At 66.9% G+C, this 23,053-nt stretch carries 17 protein-coding genes and 1 pseudogene; 11 read left to right on the top strand and 7 right to left on the bottom strand.

Annotated features, from left to right (window positions below):
* Positions 1 to 54: 54 nt before the first annotated feature.
* Positions 55 to 1,740, bottom strand: a complete 1,686-nt coding sequence (rpsA, locus tag O0J15_RS16360; RefSeq protein ID WP_005416230.1) for a 30S ribosomal protein S1 — start codon at positions 1,738 to 1,740, stop codon at positions 55 to 57.
* A gap of 198 nt (positions 1,741 to 1,938) precedes the next feature.
* Positions 1,939 to 2,616, bottom strand: coding sequence for a (d)CMP kinase (gene cmk / locus O0J15_RS16355; RefSeq protein WP_019661298.1), 678 nt, complete (start codon positions 2,614 to 2,616; stop codon positions 1,939 to 1,941).
* A gap of 197 nt (positions 2,617 to 2,813) precedes the next feature.
* On the opposite strand from cmk, the gene ykgO reads away from it, so the two are divergent.
* The 7 genes from ykgO to O0J15_RS16320 all read left to right on the top strand — a co-directional run bounded on the left by ykgO (position 2,814) and on the right by O0J15_RS16320 (position 8,208).
* A complete protein-coding gene (gene ykgO, locus O0J15_RS16350) occupies positions 2,814 to 2,939 on the top strand; it encodes a type B 50S ribosomal protein L36 (protein WP_005409283.1) in 126 nt (41 codons plus the stop codon).
* A 145-nt stretch (positions 2,940 to 3,084) separates the two neighbouring features.
* A complete protein-coding gene (locus tag O0J15_RS16345) occupies positions 3,085 to 3,414 on the top strand; it encodes a hypothetical protein (RefSeq protein ID WP_005416228.1) in 330 nt (109 codons plus the stop codon).
* Between the two features lie 39 nt (positions 3,415 to 3,453).
* Positions 3,454 to 4,491, top strand: coding sequence for an agmatine deiminase family protein (locus O0J15_RS16340; RefSeq protein ID WP_308305955.1), 1,038 nt, complete (start codon positions 3,454 to 3,456; stop codon positions 4,489 to 4,491).
* A 164-nt stretch (positions 4,492 to 4,655) separates the two neighbouring features.
* Complete coding sequence (locus O0J15_RS16335; protein WP_032960744.1) at positions 4,656 to 5,543, top strand: carbon-nitrogen hydrolase; 888 nt, start codon at positions 4,656 to 4,658, stop codon at positions 5,541 to 5,543.
* A gap of 14 nt (positions 5,544 to 5,557) precedes the next feature.
* Positions 5,558 to 6,088 (top strand): GNAT family N-acetyltransferase, encoded by a 531-nt coding sequence (locus tag O0J15_RS16330; RefSeq protein ID WP_134735395.1) that lies wholly within the window; start codon positions 5,558 to 5,560, stop codon positions 6,086 to 6,088.
* Complete coding sequence (locus tag O0J15_RS16325) at positions 6,081 to 7,313, top strand: TraB/GumN family protein (RefSeq protein WP_308305954.1); 1,233 nt, start codon at positions 6,081 to 6,083, stop codon at positions 7,311 to 7,313. Before O0J15_RS16330 ends, O0J15_RS16325 begins: the two co-directional genes overlap by 8 nt.
* Positions 7,314 to 7,362: 49 nt before the next feature.
* Positions 7,363 to 8,208, top strand: coding sequence for a phytanoyl-CoA dioxygenase family protein (locus tag O0J15_RS16320; protein ID WP_021204154.1), 846 nt, complete (start codon positions 7,363 to 7,365; stop codon positions 8,206 to 8,208).
* A gap of 72 nt (positions 8,209 to 8,280) precedes the next feature.
* On the opposite strand, the gene O0J15_RS16315 is transcribed toward O0J15_RS16320, so the two are convergent.
* The 3 genes and pseudogenes from O0J15_RS16315 to O0J15_RS16305 all read right to left on the bottom strand — a co-directional run bounded on the left by O0J15_RS16315 (position 8,281) and on the right by O0J15_RS16305 (position 16,033).
* The gene (locus O0J15_RS16315) at positions 8,281 to 11,367 is read right to left on the bottom strand and encodes an efflux RND transporter permease subunit (protein ID WP_134730487.1); all 3,087 of its coding nucleotides are present in this window, start codon (positions 11,365 to 11,367) and stop codon (positions 8,281 to 8,283) included.
* Positions 11,364 to 14,819 (bottom strand): annotated as a pseudogene (locus O0J15_RS16310) (efflux RND transporter permease subunit); the annotation flags it as partial. The gene O0J15_RS16315 and the pseudogene O0J15_RS16310, both read right to left, overlap by 4 nt.
* Before the next feature lie 62 nt (positions 14,820 to 14,881).
* The gene (locus O0J15_RS16305) at positions 14,882 to 16,033 is read right to left on the bottom strand and encodes an efflux RND transporter periplasmic adaptor subunit (RefSeq protein WP_227854296.1); all 1,152 of its coding nucleotides are present in this window, start codon (positions 16,031 to 16,033) and stop codon (positions 14,882 to 14,884) included.
* A gap of 205 nt (positions 16,034 to 16,238) precedes the next feature.
* Between O0J15_RS16305 and O0J15_RS16300 the strand changes: the two genes are divergently transcribed.
* Together O0J15_RS16300 and O0J15_RS16295 are read left to right on the top strand one after the other, a co-directional pair.
* Entirely contained in the window at positions 16,239 to 16,628 is a 390-nt protein-coding gene (locus tag O0J15_RS16300; protein ID WP_134735397.1) for a c-type cytochrome, read from the top strand.
* Positions 16,629 to 16,637: 9 nt separating this feature from the next.
* Positions 16,638 to 17,099: a cytochrome c gene (locus tag O0J15_RS16295; RefSeq protein WP_005416218.1), complete on the top strand. Its 462-nt coding sequence runs from the start codon at positions 16,638 to 16,640 to the stop codon at positions 17,097 to 17,099.
* 154 nt (positions 17,100 to 17,253) lie between these two features.
* Here the strand turns inward: O0J15_RS16295 and O0J15_RS16290 are convergent, their stop codons facing one another.
* Positions 17,254 to 19,137 carry an ATP-binding cassette domain-containing protein gene (locus O0J15_RS16290; RefSeq protein ID WP_019661288.1) on the bottom strand — a complete coding sequence of 628 codons (1,884 nt, stop codon included), beginning with the start codon at positions 19,135 to 19,137 and terminating at the stop codon, positions 17,254 to 17,256.
* Between the two features lie 348 nt (positions 19,138 to 19,485).
* Positions 19,486 to 20,361: a LysR family transcriptional regulator gene (locus O0J15_RS16285; RefSeq protein WP_164145318.1), complete on the bottom strand. Its 876-nt coding sequence runs from the start codon at positions 20,359 to 20,361 to the stop codon at positions 19,486 to 19,488.
* A 102-nt stretch (positions 20,362 to 20,463) separates the two neighbouring features.
* Here O0J15_RS16285 and O0J15_RS16280 point away from each other — a divergent pair, with 102 nt between their 5' ends.
* Together O0J15_RS16280 and dbpA are read left to right on the top strand one after the other, a co-directional pair.
* Positions 20,464 to 21,543 carry a YeiH family protein gene (locus O0J15_RS16280; RefSeq protein WP_010484545.1) on the top strand — a complete coding sequence of 360 codons (1,080 nt, stop codon included), beginning with the start codon at positions 20,464 to 20,466 and terminating at the stop codon, positions 21,541 to 21,543.
* An 85-nt stretch (positions 21,544 to 21,628) separates the two neighbouring features.
* Positions 21,629 to 23,005: an ATP-dependent RNA helicase DbpA gene (dbpA, locus tag O0J15_RS16275; protein WP_019661285.1), complete on the top strand. Its 1,377-nt coding sequence runs from the start codon at positions 21,629 to 21,631 to the stop codon at positions 23,003 to 23,005.
* Positions 23,006 to 23,053 lie beyond the last annotated feature (48 nt).

The raw sequence follows: 23,053 nt of genomic DNA, 5'->3' as shown, positions 1-23,053 counted from the left end.
CCCCCCCCCCCGCCCCCCCCCCCGTCCAGGAAACAACGAACAGCCTAAGGCCGATTACTCGGACTTGTTGCCGTTCAGCTGTGCACGCAGCAGTGCGCCCAGCTGGGTGGTGCCGCTGGAAGCCGAAGAGGACTGGTATTCCTCCAGCACTTCGCGCATTTCCGCGTCGTCCTTGGCCTTGATCGACAGCTGCAGGGTACGGCCCTTGCGGTCCATGCCCACGAACTTGGCTTCGACCTTGTCGCCGACCTTCAGGTGCTGGGTGGCGTCGTCAACGCGCTCGTTGGCGATGTCGCGGGCCGAGACGTAACCTTCGATGCCGTCAGCCAGCTCGATGATCGCGCCCTTGGCGTCGACTTCCTTCACCACGCCTTCGACCTTGGAGCCCTTCGGATTGGCAGCCATGTACTGGCCGAACGGATCCTGCTCCAGCTGCTTCACGCCCAGGGAGATGCGCTCGCGCTCCGGATCGACAGCCAGGACGACGGCGTCCAGGGTATCGCCCTTCTTGAAGTTGCGAACGACGTCTTCGCCGGTGGTGTTCCAGCTGATGTCGGACAGGTGGACCAGGCCGTCGATGCCGCCGTCCAGGCCGATGAAGATGCCGAAGTCGGTGATCGACTTGATCTGGCCCGACACCTTGTCACCCTTCTTGTGGGTGGCAGCGAAGGTTTCCCACGGGTTGGCGGCAACCTGCTTCATGCCCAGCGAGATGCGGCGACGCTCTTCATCGACGTCCAGCACCATCACTTCGACTTCATCACCAACCTGCACAACCTTGGACGGGTTGACGTTCTTGTTGGTCCAATCCATCTCCGAGACGTGCACCAGGCCTTCGACGCCCGGCTCGATCTCAACGAACGCACCGTAATCGGTGACGTTGGAGACCTTGCCGAAGACGCGGCTGTTGGCCGGGTAACGACGGCCGATGTTGTCCCACGGATCCTCGCCCAGCTGCTTCAGGCCCAGCGAAACGCGGTTGCGCTCGCGGTCGAACTTCAGCACGCGAACGTCCAGCTCGTCGCCGACGTTCACGACTTCCGACGGGTGACGCACGCGCTTCCACGCCATGTCGGTGATGTGCAGCAGGCCGTCGATACCGCCCAGGTCCACGAACGCGCCGTAATCGGTCAGGTTCTTGACGACACCCTTCAGGATCGCGCCTTCCTGCAGCTTGTCCATCAGCTGCTCGCGCTCTTCCGAGTGCTCGCTTTCGACGACAGCGCGGCGCGAGACCACGACGTTGTTACGCTTGCGGTCCAGCTTGATGAGCTTGAACTCGAGCTCCTTGCCTTCCAGGTAGGCCGGATCGCGCACCGGGCGCACATCGACCAGGGAACCCGGCAGGAAGGCGCGGACATCCTTGATGTCCACGGTGAAACCACCCTTGACCTTGCCGCTGATGCGGCCGGTGATGGTTTCGTTCTTTTCCAACGCTTCTTCCAGCTCGTCCCACACCATCGCGCGCTTGGCCTTCTCGCGCGACAGGACGGTTTCGCCGAAGCCGTTCTCGATCGAGTCGAGGGCGACCTTGACGATGTCGCCTTCGGCGACGTCGATTTCGCCAGCGTCGTTACGGAACTGTTCGATCGGCACGATGCCTTCGGACTTCAGGCCAGCGTTGATCACCACGACGTCGCCGCGGACTTCAACAACGGTACCGCTGACGATGGCGCCCGGCTTCAGCTTGGCCAGGTTGGCCTGGCTGGCTTCAAACAGTTCGGCAAATGATTCGGTCATTAGATTTACTCTGTTGGACACATGGGTCGGTGGCGTCCCCTTCAGGGGAATGGCGACCGCCCGCCTGTTGGTCGACCCCGGGAACGCAGGTCGTGTGTAGTAGGAAAACCGCCACGCATCAGTGCGCGACGGAGCGGGTACAGCACTGCTTTGCGCGACCACTGCCGATGCGGCTGGCAGTGCTCCCGCGCGAACGGATCAGGCAGCCGGAACCGGAAGCAGATCCATCACTCGGGCAACGACATCATCGATGCCGATGCCTGTGGTGTCGATGAGGACAGCATCGTCTGCCGGCTTCAGGGGCGCCACGGTACGCTGGGCATCACGGGCGTCGCGGGCCATGATCTCGCGCAGGAGGTCATCAAAGTTAACAGAAACCCCCTTGTCTTTCAACTGCTTATGCCGGCGCTCGGCGCGCTCCTCGGCGCTGGCGGTCAGGAAGACCTTGTGGGGGGCATCCGGGAAGATCACCGTGCCCATGTCGCGGCCGTCGGCGACCAGGCCCGGCAGCTCCCTGAATGCGCGCTGCCGCTCCTTCAGGGCGGCCCGGACCTCGGGGATGGCGGCGATGGCAGAGGCCAGGGCGCCGGTGGTCTCCAGGCGCAGCTCGTCGGTGGCATCGGTGCCGTTGACCATGACCCGCATGGCATCGCCCTGCTCGACAAACTGAACATGGGTATCGAAGGTGCAGCGCACCAGCGCCGAGGCGTCGGAGGTGTCGATGTCGGCCCAGCTTGCGGCCACGCCCACCGCCCGGTACAGCGCACCCGAATCCAGGTAATGCCAGCCCATGCGGCGCGCGATGATGCGGCTGATGGTACCCTTGCCGGCCCCGGATGGGCCGTCGATGGTCAGGACGGGAGCGAGTGGATTCATGGGGGTCCCAGAGCGTGTGAAGGGGTCATTCTAGCCCCTGCCAGACGCCCCCAGCGGGGTCTTTTGTGCAACCACTTGAAACCACGAGGAAAAGCCCGGTAGAATGGCGGGCTTGAACGAGCGTCAACTGCCGATTGTCTTTCGCATATCGCGGCCACGCTCCACCCGAACAACTACTGTTTACGCCGAGGTATGCCATGAAAGTCCTGTCCTCCCTGAAGTCGGCGAAGGCCCGTCACCGCGACTGCAAGGTCGTCCGTCGTCGCGGCAAGATCTTCGTCATCTGCAAGTCGAACCCGCGTTTCAAGGCGCGTCAGCGCTAAGCCTCACAGCCTTCCGGCTGCGGCTGGCCCTACGCGGGGCCGACCCGATGCAAGAAACCGCCTTCGGGCGGTTTTTTGTTTATGCGGCTTTTTCCTGCCGTTTTTGCTGTAATCGCCTTTCTTGACCACTGGGGAGTAGATCGAGATGAAGCGTTACCTGTCCGCCCTGGCCGTGATGGCCACCCTGGCCGCCGCCACGCCGGCGCTGGCCGATACCCTGCTTGTCGACCGCGCCCGCGAGAAGCCGGCCGGTGCCCTGCCCGTGCGCGGCCAGAGCATGCAGCAGGTGCAGGCGCAGTTCGGCGCGCCGAGCGAGCAGCTGCAGCCGCGTGGCGGGCAGAAGCGGCAATGGCCGACCATCAACCGCTGGGTGTACCCGCAGTTCACCGTCTACTTCGAGAAGCAGAAGGTGATCGACGTGGTGGCCAACCAGGCGGACCCGAACGAAATCGGCCCGAAACCGCCGATCCGCTGATCCCCTTACCCGCCGTGGGCGGGCCTGTGTAGCGAGACCATGAACCAGACCCTTCGTTTTCCTGCCGAGTGGGAAGCCCAGAGCGGCGTCCTGATTGCCTGGCCCACCGCCGATACCGACTGGGCTGACCGCCTGGGCCAGGTGGAAGAGACCTACATCGCCCTGGTCGCGGCCATCACCCGCTTCCAGCCGGTGCTGATCTGCGTGGCCGACGACGATGTGGAGACCTACGCCGAGATGCGGCTGCGCTCCAACCGCATCGACATGGACAAGGTCCACTTCACCACGGCGGCCTACGACGATACCTGGCTGCGTGACTCCGGCCCGATCACCCTGCGCCGTGCCGATGGCGGTTTCCAGCTGCTGGATTTCCGCTTCACCGGCTGGGGCGGCAAGTTCGACGCCACCCTGGATGACCAGCTGGTGGGCGTGCTGGACCAGGCCGGCGTGTTCAACGACGCGCCGGTGCGCAGCATCCCGTTCGCGCTGGAAGGCGGCGGCATCGAGACCGATGGCGAAGGCACCCTGTTGACCACCTGGAAGTGCCTGCACGAGCGCCACCCGGACCGCGACCGCGCCAGCCTGAGCGCCGACCTGGCCAACTGGCTGCAGCAGGACCGCGTGCTGTGGCTGGACCACGGCTACCTGGAAGGCGACGACACCGACGCCCACATCGACACCCTGGCCCGTTTCGCCTCGCCTGACAGCATCGTCTACCAGGCCTGCGACGACGCGAGCGACTCGCACTACGCCGAACTGCAGGCGATGGGCAACGAACTGGCCGCGCTGCGCACCAAGGACGGCCAGCCGTACCGCCTGTTCCCGCTGCCGTGGGCACAGCCGGTGATCGACGAAGGCCGCCGCCTGGCGGCGTCGTACGCGAATTACCTGATCATCAACGGCGCGGTGCTGATGCCGGCCTACGGCGATCCGGCTGATGACCTGGCCCGCGACGTGCTGGCCCAGGCCCATCCGGGCCGCGAGATCGTGCAGGTGCCCTGCCGCTCGCTGATCTGGCAGAACGGCAGCCTGCACTGCATCACCATGCAGCTGCCGGAAGGGCTGTTGAAGGCATAAGCCGGACCGGTAGCGCCGGGCCAAGCCCGGCGAGCGCAGCGACGACCTGAAAATCCGCCGGGCATGGCCCGGCGCTACCGTGTGCGGACGCCATTCAGCGCGCAACACGCTGCGGCCGCCCATCCGCGCTAACATGCAGGTTTTCTCCCGCAGGAACGCCCCGCATGAACTCGCGCAGCCCCCTTACCGTCGCCCTGATCCAGGAGCGCAACCACGGTGACGCCGCCGCCAACCTGGCGGTGATCGAAGCACGCGTGGCCGAGGCGGCTGCGCAGGGTGCCAAGCTGGTGCTGCTGCAGGAACTGCACAACGGTCCGTACTTCTGCCAGCACGAGTCGGTGGACGAGTTCGACCTGGCCGAGCCGATTCCCGGACCGAGCACCGAGCGCCTGGGCGCGCTGGCGAAGCAGCATGGCGTAGTGCTGGTCGGCTCGCTGTTCGAGCGCCGCGCCGCCGGCCTGTACCACAACACTGCGGTGGTGTTCGAAAAGGACGGCACCCTGCTCGGCAAGTACCGCAAGATGCACATCCCGGACGACCCGGGCTTCTACGAGAAGTTCTACTTCACCCCGGGCGACATCGGCTTCAAGCCGATCGATACGTCGGTGGGCCGCCTGGGCGTGCTGGTGTGCTGGGACCAGTGGTACCCGGAAGCGGCACGCCTGATGGCGCTGGCCGGCGCCGAGCTGCTGCTCTACCCGACCGCGATCGGCTGGGACCCGGACGACGTGCAGGACGAGAAGACCCGCCAGCGCGACGCCTGGGTGCTGAGCCACCGTGGCCACGCCGTGGCCAACGGCCTGCCGGTGCTGAGCTGCAACCGCGTCGGCCACGAGGCGTCGCCGCTGGGCGCGTCGGGCATCCAGTTCTGGGGCAACAGCCACGTGCTCGGCCCGCAGGGCGAGTTCCTGGCCGAGGCCGGCACCGAGGCCACCGTGCTGCTGTGCGACGTCGACCTGCAGCGCAGCGAGCATGTGCGCCGCATCTGGCCGTTCCTGCGTGATCGCCGCATCGATGCATACGGCGACCTGCTCAAGCGCTACATCGACTGAGCCGGAGCCCGCGCATGGCCGTCCTCATCCGTGATGCCGGCCCGGCCGACATCGACGCGATCACCGCAATCTACGCGGTGGAAGTGACCGATTTCGTCAACACCTACGAGTACGACATCCCGGACGCGACCGAGATGCTGCGCCGCATGCGCGACATCATTGATCGTGGCTTCCCCTACCTGGTCGCCGAGATCGACGGCCAGGTGGCTGGCTATGCCTATGCCAACACCTATCGCACCCGCATTGCCTACCAGTGGACCGTGGAGAACTCGGTCTACGTCGATGCCGCGTTCCAGGGCAAGGGCGTCGGCACCAGCCTGCTGCAGGCCCTGATCGATGCCTGCGTGGCGCGTGGCTACCGGCAGATGGTGGCCGTGATCGGCGAACCGACCAACACCGCCTCGATCAAGCTGCACGAACGCTTCGGCTTCGAGCTGGTGGGCGTGTTCCGTGGCCTCGGCCGCAAGCATGGCCGCTGGCTGGACACCGTGCAGATGCAGCGCGCGCTCGGCGATGGCGCCGAAACCGCACCTTTCAATGAATGAACCCATGACCGAAACCCTTCCCGAGACCGGCGACGATCTGTTCGCCGGCCAGCCGGTGCGCGTCGTCGAACGCGACGGCGTGCGCTACACCCTGCTGGGCACCGCCCACGTTTCGCGCGCCAGCGTCGAAGCAGTGGAGAAAGCCATCGACAGCGGCCGCTTCGATGCCGTTGCCGTTGAACTGGACCCGCAGCGCCTGCAGGCGCTGAGCGACCCGGATACGCTGGCCAAGCTCGACCTGGTCGAGGTGATCCGCAAGGGCCGCGTCGCCCTGTTCGCCGCCAACCTGGCCCTGTCCGCCTACCAGCGCCGCCTGGCCGAACAGCTCGACATCGAGCCCGGTGCCGAGCTGAAGCGCGCGGTGGAGCTGGCCCGCGAGCGCAACCTGCCGGTGCACCTGATCGACCGCGAGGTCGGCCTGACCTTCCGTCGTGCGTCGCAACGGCTGGGCTTCTTCGGCAAGCTGAAGCTGGTTGCCGGTCTCGGCGCCGGCCTGTTCTCGTCCGAGGAAGTGGGCGAGAACGAGATCGAGAAGCTCAAGCAGGGCGACATGCTGGAATCGAGCTTCGGCGAGTTCGCCAGCGAGAGCCCGGCACTGTACGAGACCATCATCGGCGAGCGCGACCGCTACATGGCCACGCGCCTGCGCGAGGAACACGACCCGCAGCAGCGCGAAGTGCTGGCGGTTGTGGGTGCAGGTCACCTTGCAGGCCTGGCACGCCACCTGGAAACCGACACCGAGGCACCGGCACCGCTGCGCGCCGAGCTGGAGGCGGTACCGAAGAAGCGCAACATTCCGTGGTTCACGCTGGGCATCCTGGCCATCGTGGCGACCGGCATCGGCGTGGGCTTCTACCGCGGCGGGCTGGGCGTGGGTACCGAACTGCTGGCGACCTGGGCGATGTTTACCGGCGGCTTGGCGGGCCTGGGCTGCCTGCTGGCAGGCGGTCACCCGCTGAGCATCCTCACCGCGATCGCGGTGGCCCCGTTCAAGCCGTTCCGCCTGAGCATCCCGACCGGCGCATTCTCGGCCTTGGTGGAAGCGCGCCTGCGCAAGCCGGCGTATGAGGACTTCCTCAAGCTGCGCGACGACGCGCAGAGCCTGAAGGGCTGGTACCGCAATCGGGTCACGCGCGTGGTGCTGACGTTCATGCTGACCAACATCGGCAGCATGCTCGGCCTGTGGCTGACCACGTTCAAGGTGTGGGGCAAGGTGGCGGGGTAACGTCCCGCCACACGTAGCTATACTCCGCATTTAAGGAAGGAACAGTCCAATGGATGCATACGATGCGCTGATGCGCGATGGCTTCGTGGTGGTGCGACAGGCCATCGCACCCGCACTGGTCAGGGACATCAACGAGCGCATCTCGCGCTTCAAACAGCGCAATCCAAAGGCGGTCTCGCGCAACCTGGACGACCACCAGCGCATGTATCGGGTCGTCAACCTGCACCTGGCGGTGGATGCGATGACCCGCCTGCTCACTGACAACCCGGCCATCGACGTCTGCGATCGCTTCCTCGGCGAACCGACCACGCTCTACACCAGCCTCTACTACGAGCGCGGATCGGAGCAGTCATTGCATCGCGATACGCCAGTGTTCTGCACGTCCCCGGGCGAGCGCTACATGGGGGTATGGACCGCGCTGGATGCGGTTGACGAAAGCAATGGCCCCCTGCGCGTGGTTCCGGGTAGCCACCTGTTGCCGCCCATCGATGTGCAGGCACTGCGACGCGAAGTCTTCGGCGACGGCCCGATCAGCGCCATGTCGCCGGAGGGCTGGGCCGCCTATCAGGATGCGGTGGCGCGCCAGTGCGAAGACGCTGGCCTGAAGCCGCAGTCGGTGCACGTGCAGCCAGGCGATGTGATCGTCTGGCACCCGCAGCTGTTCCATGGCGGCGCCCCGCATCCCTCTGCCGGAACCCGCCGCAGCGTGGTCATGCACGTGACCCCGAAGTCGATGCCCGTGGGTCACATGGATGTTTTCTACGGGCAAACCCCTCCGCTGGCCAAAGCGCCTTGGCGCTATTACAGGCGTGGTCAGCGTGAGATCGCGCGATTCGGGCAGGTGGATTTCGGTCACGAGTACACGCGCCGGACCTGGTTCCTGCGCAAAGCCTGACTCAAGCCAAAAAAAGGGGGAGGCCGCCCCACTACGACCGGCCTCCCCCACACCACAACACGTTGTCGCGCATTACAGCCGGGCAGCGCCCGGCTCTACCCTCTCCACACCTCGCGCGCGGCGGATCAGCCGCGTCACCGCACTGCGCAGGTCATCCAGCACTGCATAGATGGTCGGCAGGAACAGGAGGCTGACCACGGTCGAGAACGCCAGGCCGCCGGCAATCGCGCGCGCCATCGGCGCGTACTCCGGACCATTGCCGAACATCTGCGTGTTGGTCAGCGAGATCGGCACCATCGCCAGGATCGCCGTACCCATGGTCATCATGATCGGGCGTAGGCGCTCGCGCGAGCCTTCAACCAGTGCCTGCGTTCGGCCCATGCCGCCGCGCCGCAGGTTGTTGATGTGTTCGATCATCACGATGCCGTTGTTCACCACCACCCCCATCAGCACAAGGATGCCGATGAAGGACATGATCCCGAACGAGGTGCCGGTGATCCAGAACAGCCAGAACACGCCGAAGATCGAGAACAGCACGCCGCTCATGATCGCCGCCGGGAACAGCAGCGACTCGAACACCGCTGCCATCACCACGTAGATCATCACCAGCGCGATCAGCAGGTTGAACACCATCTGCTGCATGGCTTCGTCATCGTTGCCGTAGTCGCCGCCATCGAAGGTGAAGCCATAGCCGGCCGGGAAATTCATCGGCTTGAGCACCGACTCCATCGCCTTGCGGCCATCCGGCGCGGTGACCTTCTCGGCCAGGTTGGCCTTGATGGTCAGCGTGGTCTGGCGGTTGGTGCGGCCGATCTGGGTGGCCGACGAACCGACGTCAACGGTGACCAGGCTCAGCAGTGGCACGCTGCGGCCGTCGCCGGTGCGCACGCTGAAACCGGCCAGGTCTTCCGGGCTGCTCTGCTCGGCACCCGCGAAACGCACCCACACCGGCACTTCGTTGTCACCACGGCGGAACTCGCGCATCGGTGCACCACGCAGGGCCAGGCCGACGAAGCTGGCCACCTGCTCGGCATTGAAACCGAACGCCGCAGCACGCTCGCGGTCAACGCGCACCTTCAGCTCGCCGCCCTTCTCACCATTGTCGATGCGCACATCGCGCAGCTCGGCACGCTGGGCCAGCAGCGGCACCACTTCCTGGCCGATCTCCTGCAGCATCGAACTGGAGTCGCCCACCAGCTGCACCTGCACGCCCTGGTTGCCGCCACCGCCGCCATCACCGCCCTGGTTGCCGACGAAGTAGTCGGTGCGGGCCGACTTCGGCAGGCCCTTGCGCAGCTCTTCCTGCAGCGCCTTGATGTCCTTGGCGTACTTCTCGTCCAGGGTGACCACGGTCGAGCTGCCTTCCTGCTCGCTGTACCAGGAGTACACCTGCTTGACGTGCAGGCGCTCGCGGTTGGCGTCGATCCAGTTCTCCACGCGCGCCACCTCCTCGGACATCTGCCGATAGGTATAGGCGCCCTTCCACATGTAGCCGATGAAGATGTCCTTGCCGCCATCACCGCCGAACATGTCGACCTTGGTCAGCTTCATCGGCACCAGGCTGACCAGCACCACCAGCACGATGCCGAGCAGGCTCCAGCCGCGATGGTGCAGCGACCAGTCCAGCAGCCTGGCGTAGCGGCGCTGCAGCCGCGCGATCAGGCCGGTCTGCGAGTGCACCAGCTTGGGCGTGGCCATGCGCGCGGACAGCATCGGGATCAGGCTGACCGCGACCAGCCACGAGGCCAGCAGCGAGACCGAGATGGTGATCGCGATCTGCGCCATGAAGATGCTGATGTTGTTGGTCTCGCCGAACAGGTTCGGCACGAACACGATGCAGTGGCACAAGGTGCCAGCGCTGAGCGCGATGGCCACGTTGCGGGTGCCGATGATCGAGGCCAGGCGCGGCTGTCCCGGCATGCGCTCGCGCTCCTGGTAGATGCTCTCCACCACCACCACGGCGTTGTCGACCAGCATGCCCACCGCCAACAGCAGGCCCATCATGGTCAGGATGTTCAGCGTCACCCCGACGAAGTACATGAAACCCAGGGTGATGGTGAAGCAGATCGGAATGGCCAGGGTCACCATCAGCGTGGACGGCCAATGGCGCAGGAAGAAGAACAGCACCGTGATCGACAGGATCAGGCCGACCGCACCGGCCTCGGCCAGTTCCAGCAGCGAGGAGGTCACCGCCCTGCCCTGGTTGTCGATCACCTTGATCTGCACGTCGCGCATCGATGCTTCGGCACGGATCGACTCGACTTCAGCCAGCGCCGCGCGCGACACCTCCACCAGGTTGGCGCTGCGCTCCTTGAAGATGTCCAGGCCGACGGCCGGGTTGCCGTCCAGGCGGCGCCCGTAGTTCATCCGCGCCGGCTTCAGGCGCACGTCGGCGATGTCGCCCAGGCGCAGGCCCTTGGCGTTGATCACCAGGTCGCGCATTTCCTGCAGGTCGGTGATCTCGCCCACCGGCTGCACGCGCACGCGCTGGCCGTTGTCGTCGATCTGGCCGGCCGAGATCGAGAAGTTCAGCGTGCGCAGGCGCTCGCTCAGCTCGTTGATGCTCAACCCATGCGCGTTGAGCCGGTTCGGATCGATGGCGATCTCCACCTCGTTCGGCGGCGCGCCGGTGATGTCGACGCGGGCCACGCCGGGGATGCGCTCGATGCGCCGCTTGAACTCGCGGTCGAGCATGTCGTAAGCGGTGGTCAGGTCGGTGGTGCTGGCCAGGCGCACCTTCAGCACCGGCTGGTCGCTGCTGGACCACTTGAACACGTTGTAGCGCTGCAGGTCATCGGGCAGGTCGCTGCGGATCGCATCGATGCGCTCGCGTGCATCGGACGCGGCGATGGCAATGTCCCGGTCCCAGTCGCTGAACTCGATGAAGATCAGCGCCGCCTCGGAGGTCGCCGACGAGCGCATCCGCTTGATGCCGGTCATCGTCGCCAGCGATTCCTCCACCGGGCGGATGATGGTCCGCTCCACTTCCTCCGGGGTTGAACCGGTGTACGGGATCTGCACGAACAGGAACGGCGCGGAGATGTCCGGCAGCGCTTCCAACGGCAGCCGGAACGAGGCGATCAGGCCGATCACCACCAGTGACACGAAACACATGATGGTGGTGACCGGACGGCGGATGGAGAACTCGGCAACACTCATGCCGGCTCCTCCACACCCGCCGCGCTGCCTGCTGCACCCGGCTCGATCTCGCCGGCGTGCTTGCGGCCACGCTCGCGGTAGTAGGCATCACCGCGGCGATCCATCAGGTCGTACACCACCGGGATCACCAGCAGGGTGAGCAGGGTCGACACCAGCAGGCCACCGATCACGGTGATGGCCATCGGCGCACGCACTTCAGCGCCCTCGCCCATCGCCACCGCCAGCGGCAGGAAGCCGAACAGCGTGCACAGCGTGGTCATGATGATCGGCCGCAGGCGCGAACGTGCCCCTTCCACCAGGGCCTCATGCTTGGCCACGCCGGCCTCGCGCAGCTGGTTGACCTTGTCGATCAGGATGATCGCGTTCTTGGTGACCAGGCCGACCAGCAGGATCAGGCCGATGAACACCACCACCGAGATGGGCTTGCCGGTCAGTGCCAGCGCCAGGATGGCACCGACCAGCGCCAGCGGGATGGTGAACAGGATCACGAACGGGTGCAGGAGCGATTCGAACTGCGAGGCCATCACCAGGTAGACCAGGAAGATGGCCAGGCCGAAGGCGAAGATCAGCGACTTCGCCGCCTGCGCCAGCTCCTCACCCTGGCCACCGATGTGCAGGCCGACACCCGCGCCCAGCGGCTGCTCGGCCACCATCTGCTGCACTTCGCGCATGGCCGCGCCCAGATCGATATCGCGCAGGTTGGCCGACACGACAGCCACCCGGGTCTGGTCAGCGCGATGGATCTCGCTGGGACCAGTGGTGGCGACCACGTCGGCCACCGCGTCCAGCGTCACCGGACGGGTACTGCCCGGATTGACGATCAGCCGGCGGATGCTCTCCACGCTGGCACGGTCGCCTTCCTGGGCACGCACCAGCACGTCGATCTTGCGGTCGCGGAAGCTGTAGCGGGTCGCCACGTCGCCGCGCACCTTCTTCACCACCACGTCGGCGATCTGGCGGGTGGTCAGGCCCAGCGCACCGGCACGTTCCTGGTCGAAGCGGATCTGGATTTCCGGGAAGCCCTCTTCAACCGTGGACTTCACGTCGGCGTAGTGCGCGTTGCCGCGCAGCATTGCCGCCAGGCGCTGGCCGGCCACTTCCAGCGTCGCCATGTCCTGCCCACGCAGCTCGATTTCCAGCGGCGTGGAGAAGCTGAACAACGCCGGGCGCGCGAAGTCGACCTGTGCACCCGGATGCTGGCCCATGGTGTCACGCAGGCGCTCGGTGATCTCCGCCTCGGTACGCGCGTTGCCGCCGCCTTCCATCACCACGGTCAGCTTGCCGATGTTCTCGCCGCTCTCGGTCGGGCTGGCATCCAGGCGGGTGCCGCTGCCGCTGACGCCATACAGCGAGGCCACGCCCTCGCCGTTGCCGTGGGCCAGCTGCAGCTCGCGCACCAGCGCATCGGTCTGCTTCAGCGGCGTGCCGGCCGGCAGCTTCACCGTCATTTCGAAACGGTCCTGCGCCAGCTGCGGGATCAGGTCGGCACCAAGCATCGGCACCAGCGCCATGGTCGCCACGAAGATGATCGTGGCCACGCCCAGCACCTTGCCCGGATGGGCCAGCGCGCTCGGCAGCAGGCGCAGGTAGCCGCGCTCGGCACCGGCATAGGGCTTCATCGCCAGATCGCTGGCCTTGCGCATCACCGGGCCAACCACCGCCACCACGCCACGCCACGCCCGCACGACCAGCCAGGCCAGTGCATAGAAGCTCCAGCGCGCGGTCGCCACGGCACCACGGCGCCCCAGCGCCACCGGCTTCTGCCAACGGTTCTGCGGCTGCCACGGTTCGTTCGGTGCCTCTTCCGGGAACGCCAGCGGCGGCCGTCCCTTCAGCGAGCTCAGCATCGGGATCAGGGTCATCGACACCAGCAGCGAGATCGCAATGGCGATCGCCACGGTCATTGCCTGGTCGCGGAACAGCTGGCCGGCGATGCCATCGACGAACACCAGCGGCAGGAACACCGCGATGGTGGTCAGGGTCGAGGCGACCACGGCCATGCTCACTTCGCGGGTACCGACGATCGCCGCCTGCAGGATGCCCAGGCCGCGTTCGCGCGCCTTGGCAATGCTCTCCAGCACCACGATCGAGTCGTCCACCACCAGGCCGGTGGCCAGCGCCAGGCCGCCCAGCGACATCACGTTCAAGCTGAGGCCGAGCTGGCCCATGAAGAAGAACGTGGCGATGATCGAGACCGGCAACGACAGGCTGATCACGAAGGTGCTCCAGCCATCGCGCAGGAACAGGAAGATGATCAGGATCGCCAGCAGGCCACCGATCACCGCATCCTTCTTGACGTCGGCGATGGCGTGCTCGATGAAGCGCGACTGGTCCTCGATGGTGGTCATTTCGACATCGGACGGGAACGTGCCCTTGATCTGCTCCAGGCGCTTGCGCAGCGCTTCGGCGGTGGACACGGTATTGGCGTCGCCTTCCTTGTAGATCGCCAGTTCCACCGATTCCTTGCCGCCCAAGCGGATCACCGCTTCACGCTCCTTGTAGCCCTGGCGCACGGTGGCCACGTCCTTCAGGCGCACCGGCACGCCGTTGGCGACCACGCTGGAGCCACTACCGGACGATGCGCTCTGTGCCGCCGACGCCGCCGCGATGGCGGCCGCCGACCCGGTCGACGCGGCGATGTTGAACATCTGCTGCAACGCCGAGTCGGCCGCGCTGCCGTTCGAGCCCTGAGTGGTGACCAGCAGGTTGCGGATTTCCTCCAGGTCGGCGAACTGGTTGACGGTGCGCACCAGGAAGCGCTGCGAACCCTCCTCCAGGCGACCGCCGGAGATGTTGATGTTCTCGTCCTTCAGGCGCTTGATGACGGTGTCGATCGGCAGGTTCAGCTGCGCCAGCTTCTGCTGGTCGATGTCGACCTGGATCTCGTCTTCCAGGCCACCGCCGACCTTGACCGCTGCGACGCCGGTGACCGGCTCCAGCTTCTTCTTCAGGTCTTCATCGGCATAGCGGCGCAGGCCGGTCAGCTCGCGGATCGCATCGGCATCGGTGGCTGGCGCGTCCTTGCTCGACAGCACCAGACGCATGATCGGTTCGGTGGACGGATTGAAGCGCAGCAGCACCGGGGCCTTGGCCTCCAGTGGCAGGTTCAGCGCTTCCATCTTGTCGCGCACCTCCAGGCTGGCCTGGTCCATGTTGGTGCCCCAGGCGAACTCCAGCACCACGTCGCTCTGGCCAGTGCGCGAGACCGACTTCAGCTTGCGCAGGTTCTTGACCACGCCCACCGCTTCTTCGACCGGCTGGGTGATCAGGGTTTCGATTTCGGTCGGCGCCGCACCGGTGTACTCGGTGCGTACGGTCAGCGTCGGGTAGCTCAGGTCGGGCAGCAGGTTGACCTTGAGGTTGCCCAGCGCGATCAGGCCGAACAGCAGCAGGGTGACCGTGCACATGGCGATGGTCACGCGGCGGCGGGTGGCGAATTCCACCAGGCCGCCGCGCATGCCGGCGGCGGCGCCGTCGCTCGCCGGCGAGGCACCGTGGTCGTGGCCCGGGGCGGTCATTGCTTGCTCCCGGCCTTGTCTGCCGGCTTGGCGGCCGCTGCGACCGTCTTCGCCTTTGCCTTCGGATCAGCGATCACCTGCACTGCGGTGCCATCGCGCAGCGCGACCTTGCCGGCGGTGACCACCTGATCACCGGCCGCCAGGCCATCACGGATCTCCACCCACGGGCCCTCGGCGTAACCCAGCTTGACCGGAACGCGTGCGACCTTGCCTTCGCGCACCCGGAACACCGCCGGCTCACCGTCGTCGAGCAGCGCCAGGCGCGGCACCACGAGCGCATCGGCACGCTGGTCGTAATCGATGCGGATGCGCCCGAACATGCCGGGCTGCAGCGCGTGCGCGGCGCCATCGAAGGCACTGACCACGCGAAACGTGCCGCTGCCCGAATCCACCACCGGCGCGATGCGGTCGACGGTGCCGGTGAAGCTCTGGCCCGGCAACGCGTCGGCGGCCAGGGTTACCGGCTGACCGGCGCGCAACGTGGCCAGCTCGCGCTCGGGCACGTTGAGGGTGGCTTCCAGGCGCGAGTTGTCGACGATGCGGAAGATCGGCGTGTTGATCTGGACGAAGTTGCCGGTCTTGATCGAGCGCGAGGCGATCACGCCGGAGATCGGCGCCACCACCGTGGTATAGGACAGTTCCAGCGTGGCCAGGCGGTACTGCGCGCGGACGTTCTCCAGGTCGAAACGCAGCTGGTCGACATCGGCCGCACTGACCATCTGCTGACCAACCAGTTTCTGTGCACGCTGGTAGTTGTTCTCCAGCTTGCGCATCTGCGCTTCGCTCTGGGCTACGGCCAAGCGTGCGCGGTCCGGGTCCAGGCGCACCAGCGGCTGGCCGGCGGTGACCCGCTGGCCTTCCTCGACCAGCACCGCCAGCGCCACACCGGAGGTCTTGGCCACCACCTGCGACTCGGCGCGTGGTTCCAGCGCGGCGGTGCCTGTGTAACTGGCCGCGACCGCGCGATGGCTGGCCACGGCCACTTCGACCGGGACCGCATCGACCTTCTTCTCCTCCTTGGTGTCGGCGGCCTTGGCTTCGGAATTGGGCCCTGCGGCGCAACCGCCCAGCAGCAGGGAGGTGGAGATCAGCAGTGCGGCAGCGCAGATTCCGCTGCGACGGCCGGACAGGAAGGTTGGGTGCGACATCGTCAGGTCCCTGGAGGATGCGTGGACAGGTGTGGTAGCAAAGTAATGCACCACTTCACGGCAACACCATATCCCAAAGGTCATGGTGTCTTCACGCCGCTGGTCGGCCCGACCCCATTTCAGCTAGATGAAACCTGAGGCTATACTCGGGGCGTTCCGTACCCCACGCCGGAACGACCAGACCCGAATCCCCGGAAACGACACCATGCGCCCGCAGCCGCTCGCCGCTTGTCTCGCTCTGGCCGTCCTCCTGCCCCTTGGGGCCGCCGCACAGCCCGCTCCTGCTCCTGCCACACCCGCTCCGGCCCCGGCTCCTGCCGCCGCGCCGGCGCCTGCCGCGCCCACCGGCAACTTCGACAATGGCCGCGTGCTGGCCTACACCTGCCAGGGGTGCCACGGCATCACCGGCTACAAGAACGCCTACCCCAGCTACCGGGTGCCGAAGATCGGCGGCCAGACCCAGCAGTACCTGGCCCAGGCCCTGGCCGAGTACCGCCAGGGCAAGCGCCGGCATCCGACGATGCAGGCACAGTCGATGAGTTTCAGCGAACAGGAGATCGCCGATCTCTCTGTTTACCTGTCCACCGTCAAGTAAGGCCCGCCCATGTCGAAAGCCGCGCATCCGATGCGTCACGCCATCGCCCTGTCCGTTGCCCTGCTGCTGGCCGCCTGTTCACAGTCGCAGGTGGAAAACAGCGAAAAATCCGCCGCCGACCCGGGCCACGCCAGCGGCGAACACGGCTCTTCGTCTTCGGCCGGCCTGCCCGCAGGCCGCGAGGCCGCCGGTGAAGCCCGCGCCAAGGTGAAGGGCAAGGCCACCAACCAGAGCTGCATCGACTGCCACGGGGCCGACGGCAATGCGCCGATCGATCCGACCTACCCGAAGCTGGGTGGGCAGTACGGTGACTACCTGGCGCACGCGCTCCAGGCCTACCGCGCCGGTGACCGCCAGCATGCGCTGATGACGCCGCAGGCGAAGGACCTGAGCGATCAGGACATCGCCGATCTGGCCGCGTATTTCGGTAGCCGGCCGAGCCAGTTGCGGGATCTGCACGGGGTCAAATGACGGCCGGCCCCCCGGTCGGTGCGGACCGTCGGTTGGTAGGTGCGGACCGTTGGTCCGCACAGATTCCGGATATCCACGCATGGCGTGGATCTGCTGAGCCGAGCGTGGGCTCGGCTCTACATCAATCGGCGCGATCGCTGGCGCCGGTCAACGCTCAGCCTTCCAGCTCTTCCCAGCGCGCGTAAGCGGCATCCAGTTCGGCCTGCACCTTGGCCAGCTGTTGGGTGTGCGCCGTCACTTCAGCACTGCTGCGGGTGTAGAACGACGGGTCGTTCATCGCCGAGGTCAGGCCTTCGACATCGCCTTCCAGCTTCTCGATGGTCTTCGGCAGCTGCTCCAGTTCGCGCGCTTCCTTGTAGGCCAGCTTGCGCTTGGGTGCGGCCGGAGCTGCGGTAGCCGGGGTGGCCGGCGCAGCGGCCGCCGGCTTGGCCGCAGGGGCCGCGGCAGGCGCTGCGATGCTGGCCGCATAACGCTGCCAGTCGCTGTAACCGCCCACGTACTCGCCGATCACGCCATCGCCCTCCATCACCAGCGTGGAGGTGACCACGTTGTCGATGAAGTCACGGTCGTGGCTGACCAGCAGCAGGGTGCCGGTGTATTCGCCCAGCAGCTCTTCCAGCAGCTCCAGGGTTTCCACGTCCAGGTCGTTGGTCGGTTCGTCCATCACCAGCAGGTTGGACGGCTGCGCGAACAGCTTGGCCAGCAGCAGGCGGTTGCGCTCGCCACCGGACAGGCGGGTAATCGGCGCACGCGCACGTTCCGGGGTGAACATGAAGTCCTGCAGGTAGGCATGCACGTGCTTGCGCTTGCCGTTGAACTCGAGGAAATCGCGGCCTTCGGCGACGTTCTCGATCGCGCTCCAGTCTTCGCGGAGCACCGCGCGGTACTGGTCGAAATACGCGATCTGCAGGTTGGTGCCGGCATTGACTTCGCCCTTGGCCGGCTGCAGCTCGCCCAGCAGGAGCTTCAACAGCGTGGTCTTGCCGCTGCCGTTGGGGCCGATCAGGCCGATGCGGTCGCCGCGCAGAATGGTCGTGGTGAAATCGCGGACCATGGTGCGCTCGCCGAAGGCGAACGAAATGTCCTTGACGTCGATGACCTTCTTGCCGGAGCTGATGCCCTGCGCGGCTTCCATCTTGACGTTGCCGCTGAGATCACGGCGCTGCGAACGCTCCACGCGCATCGCCTTCAGGCGGCGCACGCGGCCTTCGTCGCGGGTGCGACGGGCCTTGATGCCCTGCCGGATCCAGACTTCTTCCTGCGCCAGCAGCTTGTCGAAGCGGGCGTTTTCCTGCGCCTGCGCGTTGAGGCGTTCCTCGCGGCGGCGCTCGTAGTTGGCCCAGTCGCCTGGCCAGCTGGTGACCTGGCCGCGGTCGATCTCGACGATGCGGGTGGCCAGGGCACGCAGGAATCGACGGTCATGGGTGACAAACACCACGCTGCCGCTCCAGCCCTTCAGGAACGCTTCGAGCCAGTCGATGGCCTCGATGTCCAGGTGGTTGGTCGGTTCGTCCAGCAGCAGCACATCGGGGCTGGACACCAGCGCGCGGGCGAGCAGCACGCGGCGCTTCATGCCGCCGGACAGGCGGCCGAACTCGGCCTCGCCATCCAGGTCGAGCTTGGTCAGGGTTTCGCTGACGCGCTGGTCCAGGCCCCAGCCGTTGGCGGCATCGATCTTGGCCTGCACGTTGCCGAGGGCTTCGCCATCGAAGACTTCGGCATGGCTGAGGTGGTGGAATTCGGCCAGCCACTGGCCCAGCTCGCCGAGGCCATCGGCGACGACGTCGAACACCGAGCCGGCGGCGCCGTGCGGCACTTCCTGCTCCAGGCGGGTGACGCGCACGCCCTGCTGCACGCGGACTTCGCCGTCATCGGGCTTGTGGTCGCCGGACAGCAGCTTGAGCAGGGTGGATTTGCCGGCGCCGTTGCGGCCGATCAGGGCGATGCGTTCGCCCGGCTCGATCGACAGTTCGGCTTTTTCCAGCAACAACGGGCCGCCGACGCTGAAGTCGACGTTCTGTAGGGTAATCAGAGGCATCCGGATATTGTACGGGTTGGGGGCGTCGGCCGGGTTGCACCCGGCACCCGCAGCGGCCACTGCTGCTGCCGAAGCAACAGCCAAAGCTGGTTTCCTGTGGGATGGCGGGGCGGTGTGGGTCTGCAGGACACGCCGTAAACCCATCCATGGGGGCTCGATGGCGCCATCCATGGCGCCAACGGTCCTGCAGACCCACACCACCCCGCCTCTGACAGTTTCCCGCGATCTGTCGGAACGGCATTCTGCTCTGGTGGGTGTCGACCTTGGTCGACACGATAGATCCACGCCATGCGTGGATGAGCGCTGCAGGGACTGTCGATGGATAGAATCGACTAGGGGTCTGATGGATTACTCCACCTGCCCCAACAACGCCTGCAATCCCGGCAGCCACTGCTTGCCCGGATGGCGTACCAGCCACAGCGTGCGCTGCAGGGCGGGCAGCGGGGTCTCGAGCACGCGCAGGTGGCCCAGCGCCAGCGGCTCTTCCAGCGCGTGGCGCGAGAGGCAGGCCAGGCCGAGGCCGGCGATCGCGGCCTGCTTGATCGCTTCGGTATTGCCCAGCTGCAGGGTCTGGGCGAAACCTCGCAGATGCGGCAGCAGGGCCTGCTCCACCGCTTCGCGGGTACCGGAACCCGGTTCGCGCAGCAGCCAGCGGGCGCGGCGCAGTTCGTCCAGCGTCCAGCGCGGCGGAGCGTCGTCGGCGGCGACGATCACCAGCGGATCCTGCTGCCAGGCGGTCACCTGCAGGCCGCGCTCGTGACACGGGCCTTCGATCAGGCCGGCGTCGACGTCCAGGCGCTGCACGGCGGCGACAACGCCGGCACTGTTGTCGATGCGCAGATCGACCTCGGCCTGTGGCGCCTGGCGCAGCAGTTCCGCAATGCGCGGCGGCAGCAGGTAATTGCCGATGGTGGTACTGGCCGCCAGCACCAGCCGCAGCGGCGCGCCCTGCGACGGGTCGCCGCCGGCGGCCAGCTGCCGCTCCAGGTCAGCGGCGTTGACCAGCAGCGTGCGGGCAGGCTCCAGCAGCGCGCGGCCGTGCCCGTTCAGCGCCAGGCGGCGGCCGATGCGGTCGAACAGCGGGGTGCCGAAGTGGGCTTCCAACTCCTGCAGGGCGGCGCTGCTGGCCGATTGCGAAAGCGCGATGGCCTGGCCGGCGGCGGTAGTGCTGCCGTGATCGGCGATGGCGACGAAGACCTGCAGCTGGCGCAAGGTCAGGCGCATGGCACTTACCTTCTTGATGGGTAGGTTTCACCCATATTATTCGTTTTACAGGTAATCGTCTCAGGCGCACGCTTGCCCCATCTCTCCAGCGCTGCCCGTGCCATGAACGCCCCCGCCCTCTCCCCCTGGTCCCTGCCCGCCCTGCGCCAACGCTGGCAGCCGCGCCTGCCCGGCCTGCTGCTGGTCGGCCTGATCGCAGCGGCGTCGCTGTACCTGGCCGAGCTGCCGTGGCTGCAGGCACACGGCCTGAGTGCGCTGACCGTGGCCATCGTCGCCGGCATCGTGATCGGCAACACCCTCTACCCGCGGCTGGCGCCGAGCAGCGCGGCCGGTGTCGGCTTTTCCAAGCACTGGCTGCTGCGCGCCGGCATCGTGCTGTACGGCCTGCGCCTGACCTTCCAGGACATCGGCCACGTCGGCGTCAGCGGCGTGCTGATGGACGTGCTGGTGGTCGCCAGCACCTTCGGCCTGGCCTGCTGGCTGGGTGTGCGCGTGTTCAAGATGGAGCGCGAGGCAGCGATGCTGATCGGTGCTGGCAGCGCGATCTGCGGCGCGGCAGCGGTGATGGCCGCCGAACCCGTGGTGCGTGGCCGCGCGGCACAGGTCACGGTGGCCGTGTCGACGGTGGTGGTGTTCGGCACGCTGGCGATGTTCCTGTACCCGGCGCTGTATGCCCTGGTGCAGTCGCACGGCTGGCTGGCGATGGATGCGCGGCAGTACGGCCTTTTCACCGGTGCGACGGTGCATGAAGTGGCACAGGTGGTGGCGGCAGGCCGTGCGGTCAATGAAGCGGCGGCTGATACGGCGGTGATCACCAAGATGGTGCGGGTGATGCTGCTGGCGCCGTTCCTGGTTGCGCTGTCGCTGTGGCTGGCGCGTGGCGGCAAGGCCAGCGCCGACGGCAGCAAGGCGCGCATCGTGGTGCCGTGGTTCGCCTTCGGTTTCGTGGCGGTGGCCGGTTTCAACTCGCTGCATCTGCTGCCGGCGGGCCTGCAGGCCGGGCTGGTGCAGCTGGATACCGTGCTGCTGGCGATGGCGATGGCCGCGCTGGGCCTGACCACCCACGTCTCGGCGCTGCGCCAGGCAGGCCTGAAGCCGCTGCTGCTGGCGCTGATCCTGTTCGCCTGGCTGCTGTTCGGGGGGCTGGCGATTCATCAGGGCGTGTTGGCGGTGCTGGGCTGATCAAGAGCGTGCCGACCAAGGTCGGCGCCCACATGGATGAAGGCCCTGTGGCAGGGAGCGGCCGCGCAGACGGGTACAATGCGCCATGACTGACTTCTCGACCCTGCCGCTGAGCCCGGCCCTGCAGCCCGGCCTGGATGCCCTCGGCTACACCACCCTCACCCCCGTGCAGGCGCAGAGCCTGCCGGCCATCCTCGATGGCCGCGATGTGATCGCACAGGCGCCGACCGGCAGCGGCAAGACCGCCGCCTTCGGCCTGGGCCTGCTGCAGGCCATCGATCCCAGCCTGATCCGCGTGCAGGCACTGGTGCTGTGCCCGACCCGCGAACTGGCCGACCAGGTCGGCAAGCAGATCCGCAAGCTGGCTACCGGCATCCCCAACCTGAAGCTGCTGCTGCTGGTCGGTGGGGTGCCGCTGGGCCCGCAGCTGGCGTCGCTGGAAGGCCACGACCCGCACGTAGTGGTCGGCACGCCCGGCCGCGTGCAGGAGCTGGCACGCAAGCGCGCGCTGAATCTGGGTGCGGTACGCACGCTGGTGCTGGACGAAGCCGACCGCATGCTCGACATGGGCTTCGAGGAACCGATCCGCGAGATCGCCGGCCGTACCCACAAGGATCGACAGAGCCTGCTGTTCTCGGCCACCTTCCCCGACAGCATCCGTGCCATGGCACGCGACCTGCTGCGCGACGCGGTGGAAGTGACCGTGGAAGGCGCCGACCAGGCCCCGGCCATCCGCCATATGTTCTGCGAAGTGGAACCGGCGCACCGGCAGAAGGCGCTGGCCGGCCTGCTGCTGAAGTACACGCCGGAATCGGCGGTGGTGTTCTGCAACACCCGCAAGGACGTGGACGAAGTGGCGAACTCGCTGCAGCAGTTCGGCTTCTCGGCACTGGCCCTGCACGGCGACATGGAGCAGCGCGACCGCGAGGAAGTGCTGCTGCTGCTGGCCAACCGCAGCTGCAACGTGCTGGTCGCCAGCGACGTGGCCGCGCGCGGCCTGGACGTGGAAGAGCTGGCCGCGGTGATCAACTACGAGCTGCCGACCGACGTGGAGAGCTACCAGCACCGCGTGGGCCGTACCGGCCGTGCCGGTGCCAGTGGCCTGGCGATCAGCCTGGTGGCCGGCCGCGAGAAGACCCGCGCCGAAGCCATCGAAGCACAGATGGGGCAACCGCTGGATTGGCAGAAGACGCCGCTGGCGACGGCGCGCCCGGCCGAGCTGCCGCAGGCATCGATGCGCACGCTGCGCATCGATGGCGGCAAGACCGACAAGCTGCGCCCGGGTGACATTCTCGGCGCATTGACCGGCGACGCCGGCCTGTCAGCCAAGTTCATCGGCAAGATTGCGATCTTCCCGACCCGCTCCTACGTGGCGATCGCCCGTGAGCAGGCCAACAAGGCCGTGGCCAAGCTGGAAGCCGGCAAGATCAAGGGCCGTCGTTTCCGCGTGCGGATGATGTAAGGAACAGGGTGGTGGGGGGGGGGGGGGGGGGGGGGGGGGGGGCGCGGG

It is taken from the genome of Stenotrophomonas sp. Sm10, from assembly GCF_030985515.1.
Taxonomy (GTDB): Bacteria; Pseudomonadota; Gammaproteobacteria; order Xanthomonadales; family Xanthomonadaceae; genus Stenotrophomonas; species Stenotrophomonas hibiscicola.
Note: the sequence above shows the minus strand (reverse complement) of the source record. Positions and strands in the feature narration are given on the sequence as shown.

Excerpts from the sequence above, each read along its gene's own strand:
- cmk (WP_019661298.1), bottom strand. The coding sequence starts at position 2,616 with ATGAATCCACTCGCTCCCGTCCTGACCATCGACGGCCCATCCGGGGCC.
- O0J15_RS16340 (WP_308305955.1), top strand. The coding sequence starts at position 3,454 with ATGAACCAGACCCTTCGTTTTCCTGCCGAGTGGGAAGCCCAGAGCGGC.
- dbpA (WP_019661285.1), top strand. The coding sequence starts at position 21,629 with ATGACTGACTTCTCGACCCTGCCGCTGAGCCCGGCCCTGCAGCCCGGC.
- O0J15_RS16345 (WP_005416228.1), top strand. The coding sequence starts at position 3,085 with ATGAAGCGTTACCTGTCCGCCCTGGCCGTGATGGCCACCCTGGCCGCC.
- O0J15_RS16320 (WP_021204154.1), top strand. The coding sequence starts at position 7,363 with ATGGATGCATACGATGCGCTGATGCGCGATGGCTTCGTGGTGGTGCGA.
- O0J15_RS16305 (WP_227854296.1), bottom strand. The coding sequence starts at position 16,033 with ATGTCGCACCCAACCTTCCTGTCCGGCCGTCGCAGCGGAATCTGCGCT.
- O0J15_RS16315 (WP_134730487.1), bottom strand. The coding sequence starts at position 11,367 with ATGAGTGTTGCCGAGTTCTCCATCCGCCGTCCGGTCACCACCATCATG.
- O0J15_RS16300 (WP_134735397.1), top strand. The coding sequence starts at position 16,239 with ATGCGCCCGCAGCCGCTCGCCGCTTGTCTCGCTCTGGCCGTCCTCCTG.
- O0J15_RS16335 (WP_032960744.1), top strand. The coding sequence starts at position 4,656 with ATGAACTCGCGCAGCCCCCTTACCGTCGCCCTGATCCAGGAGCGCAAC.
- O0J15_RS16290 (WP_019661288.1), bottom strand. The coding sequence starts at position 19,137 with ATGCCTCTGATTACCCTACAGAACGTCGACTTCAGCGTCGGCGGCCCG.
- O0J15_RS16330 (WP_134735395.1), top strand. The coding sequence starts at position 5,558 with ATGGCCGTCCTCATCCGTGATGCCGGCCCGGCCGACATCGACGCGATC.
- ykgO (WP_005409283.1), top strand. The coding sequence starts at position 2,814 with ATGAAAGTCCTGTCCTCCCTGAAGTCGGCGAAGGCCCGTCACCGCGAC.
- O0J15_RS16285 (WP_164145318.1), bottom strand. The coding sequence starts at position 20,361 with ATGCGCCTGACCTTGCGCCAGCTGCAGGTCTTCGTCGCCATCGCCGAT.
- O0J15_RS16325 (WP_308305954.1), top strand. The coding sequence starts at position 6,081 with ATGAATGAACCCATGACCGAAACCCTTCCCGAGACCGGCGACGATCTG.
- O0J15_RS16280 (WP_010484545.1), top strand. The coding sequence starts at position 20,464 with ATGAACGCCCCCGCCCTCTCCCCCTGGTCCCTGCCCGCCCTGCGCCAA.
- O0J15_RS16295 (WP_005416218.1), top strand. The coding sequence starts at position 16,638 with ATGTCGAAAGCCGCGCATCCGATGCGTCACGCCATCGCCCTGTCCGTT.
- rpsA (WP_005416230.1), bottom strand. The coding sequence starts at position 1,740 with ATGACCGAATCATTTGCCGAACTGTTTGAAGCCAGCCAGGCCAACCTG.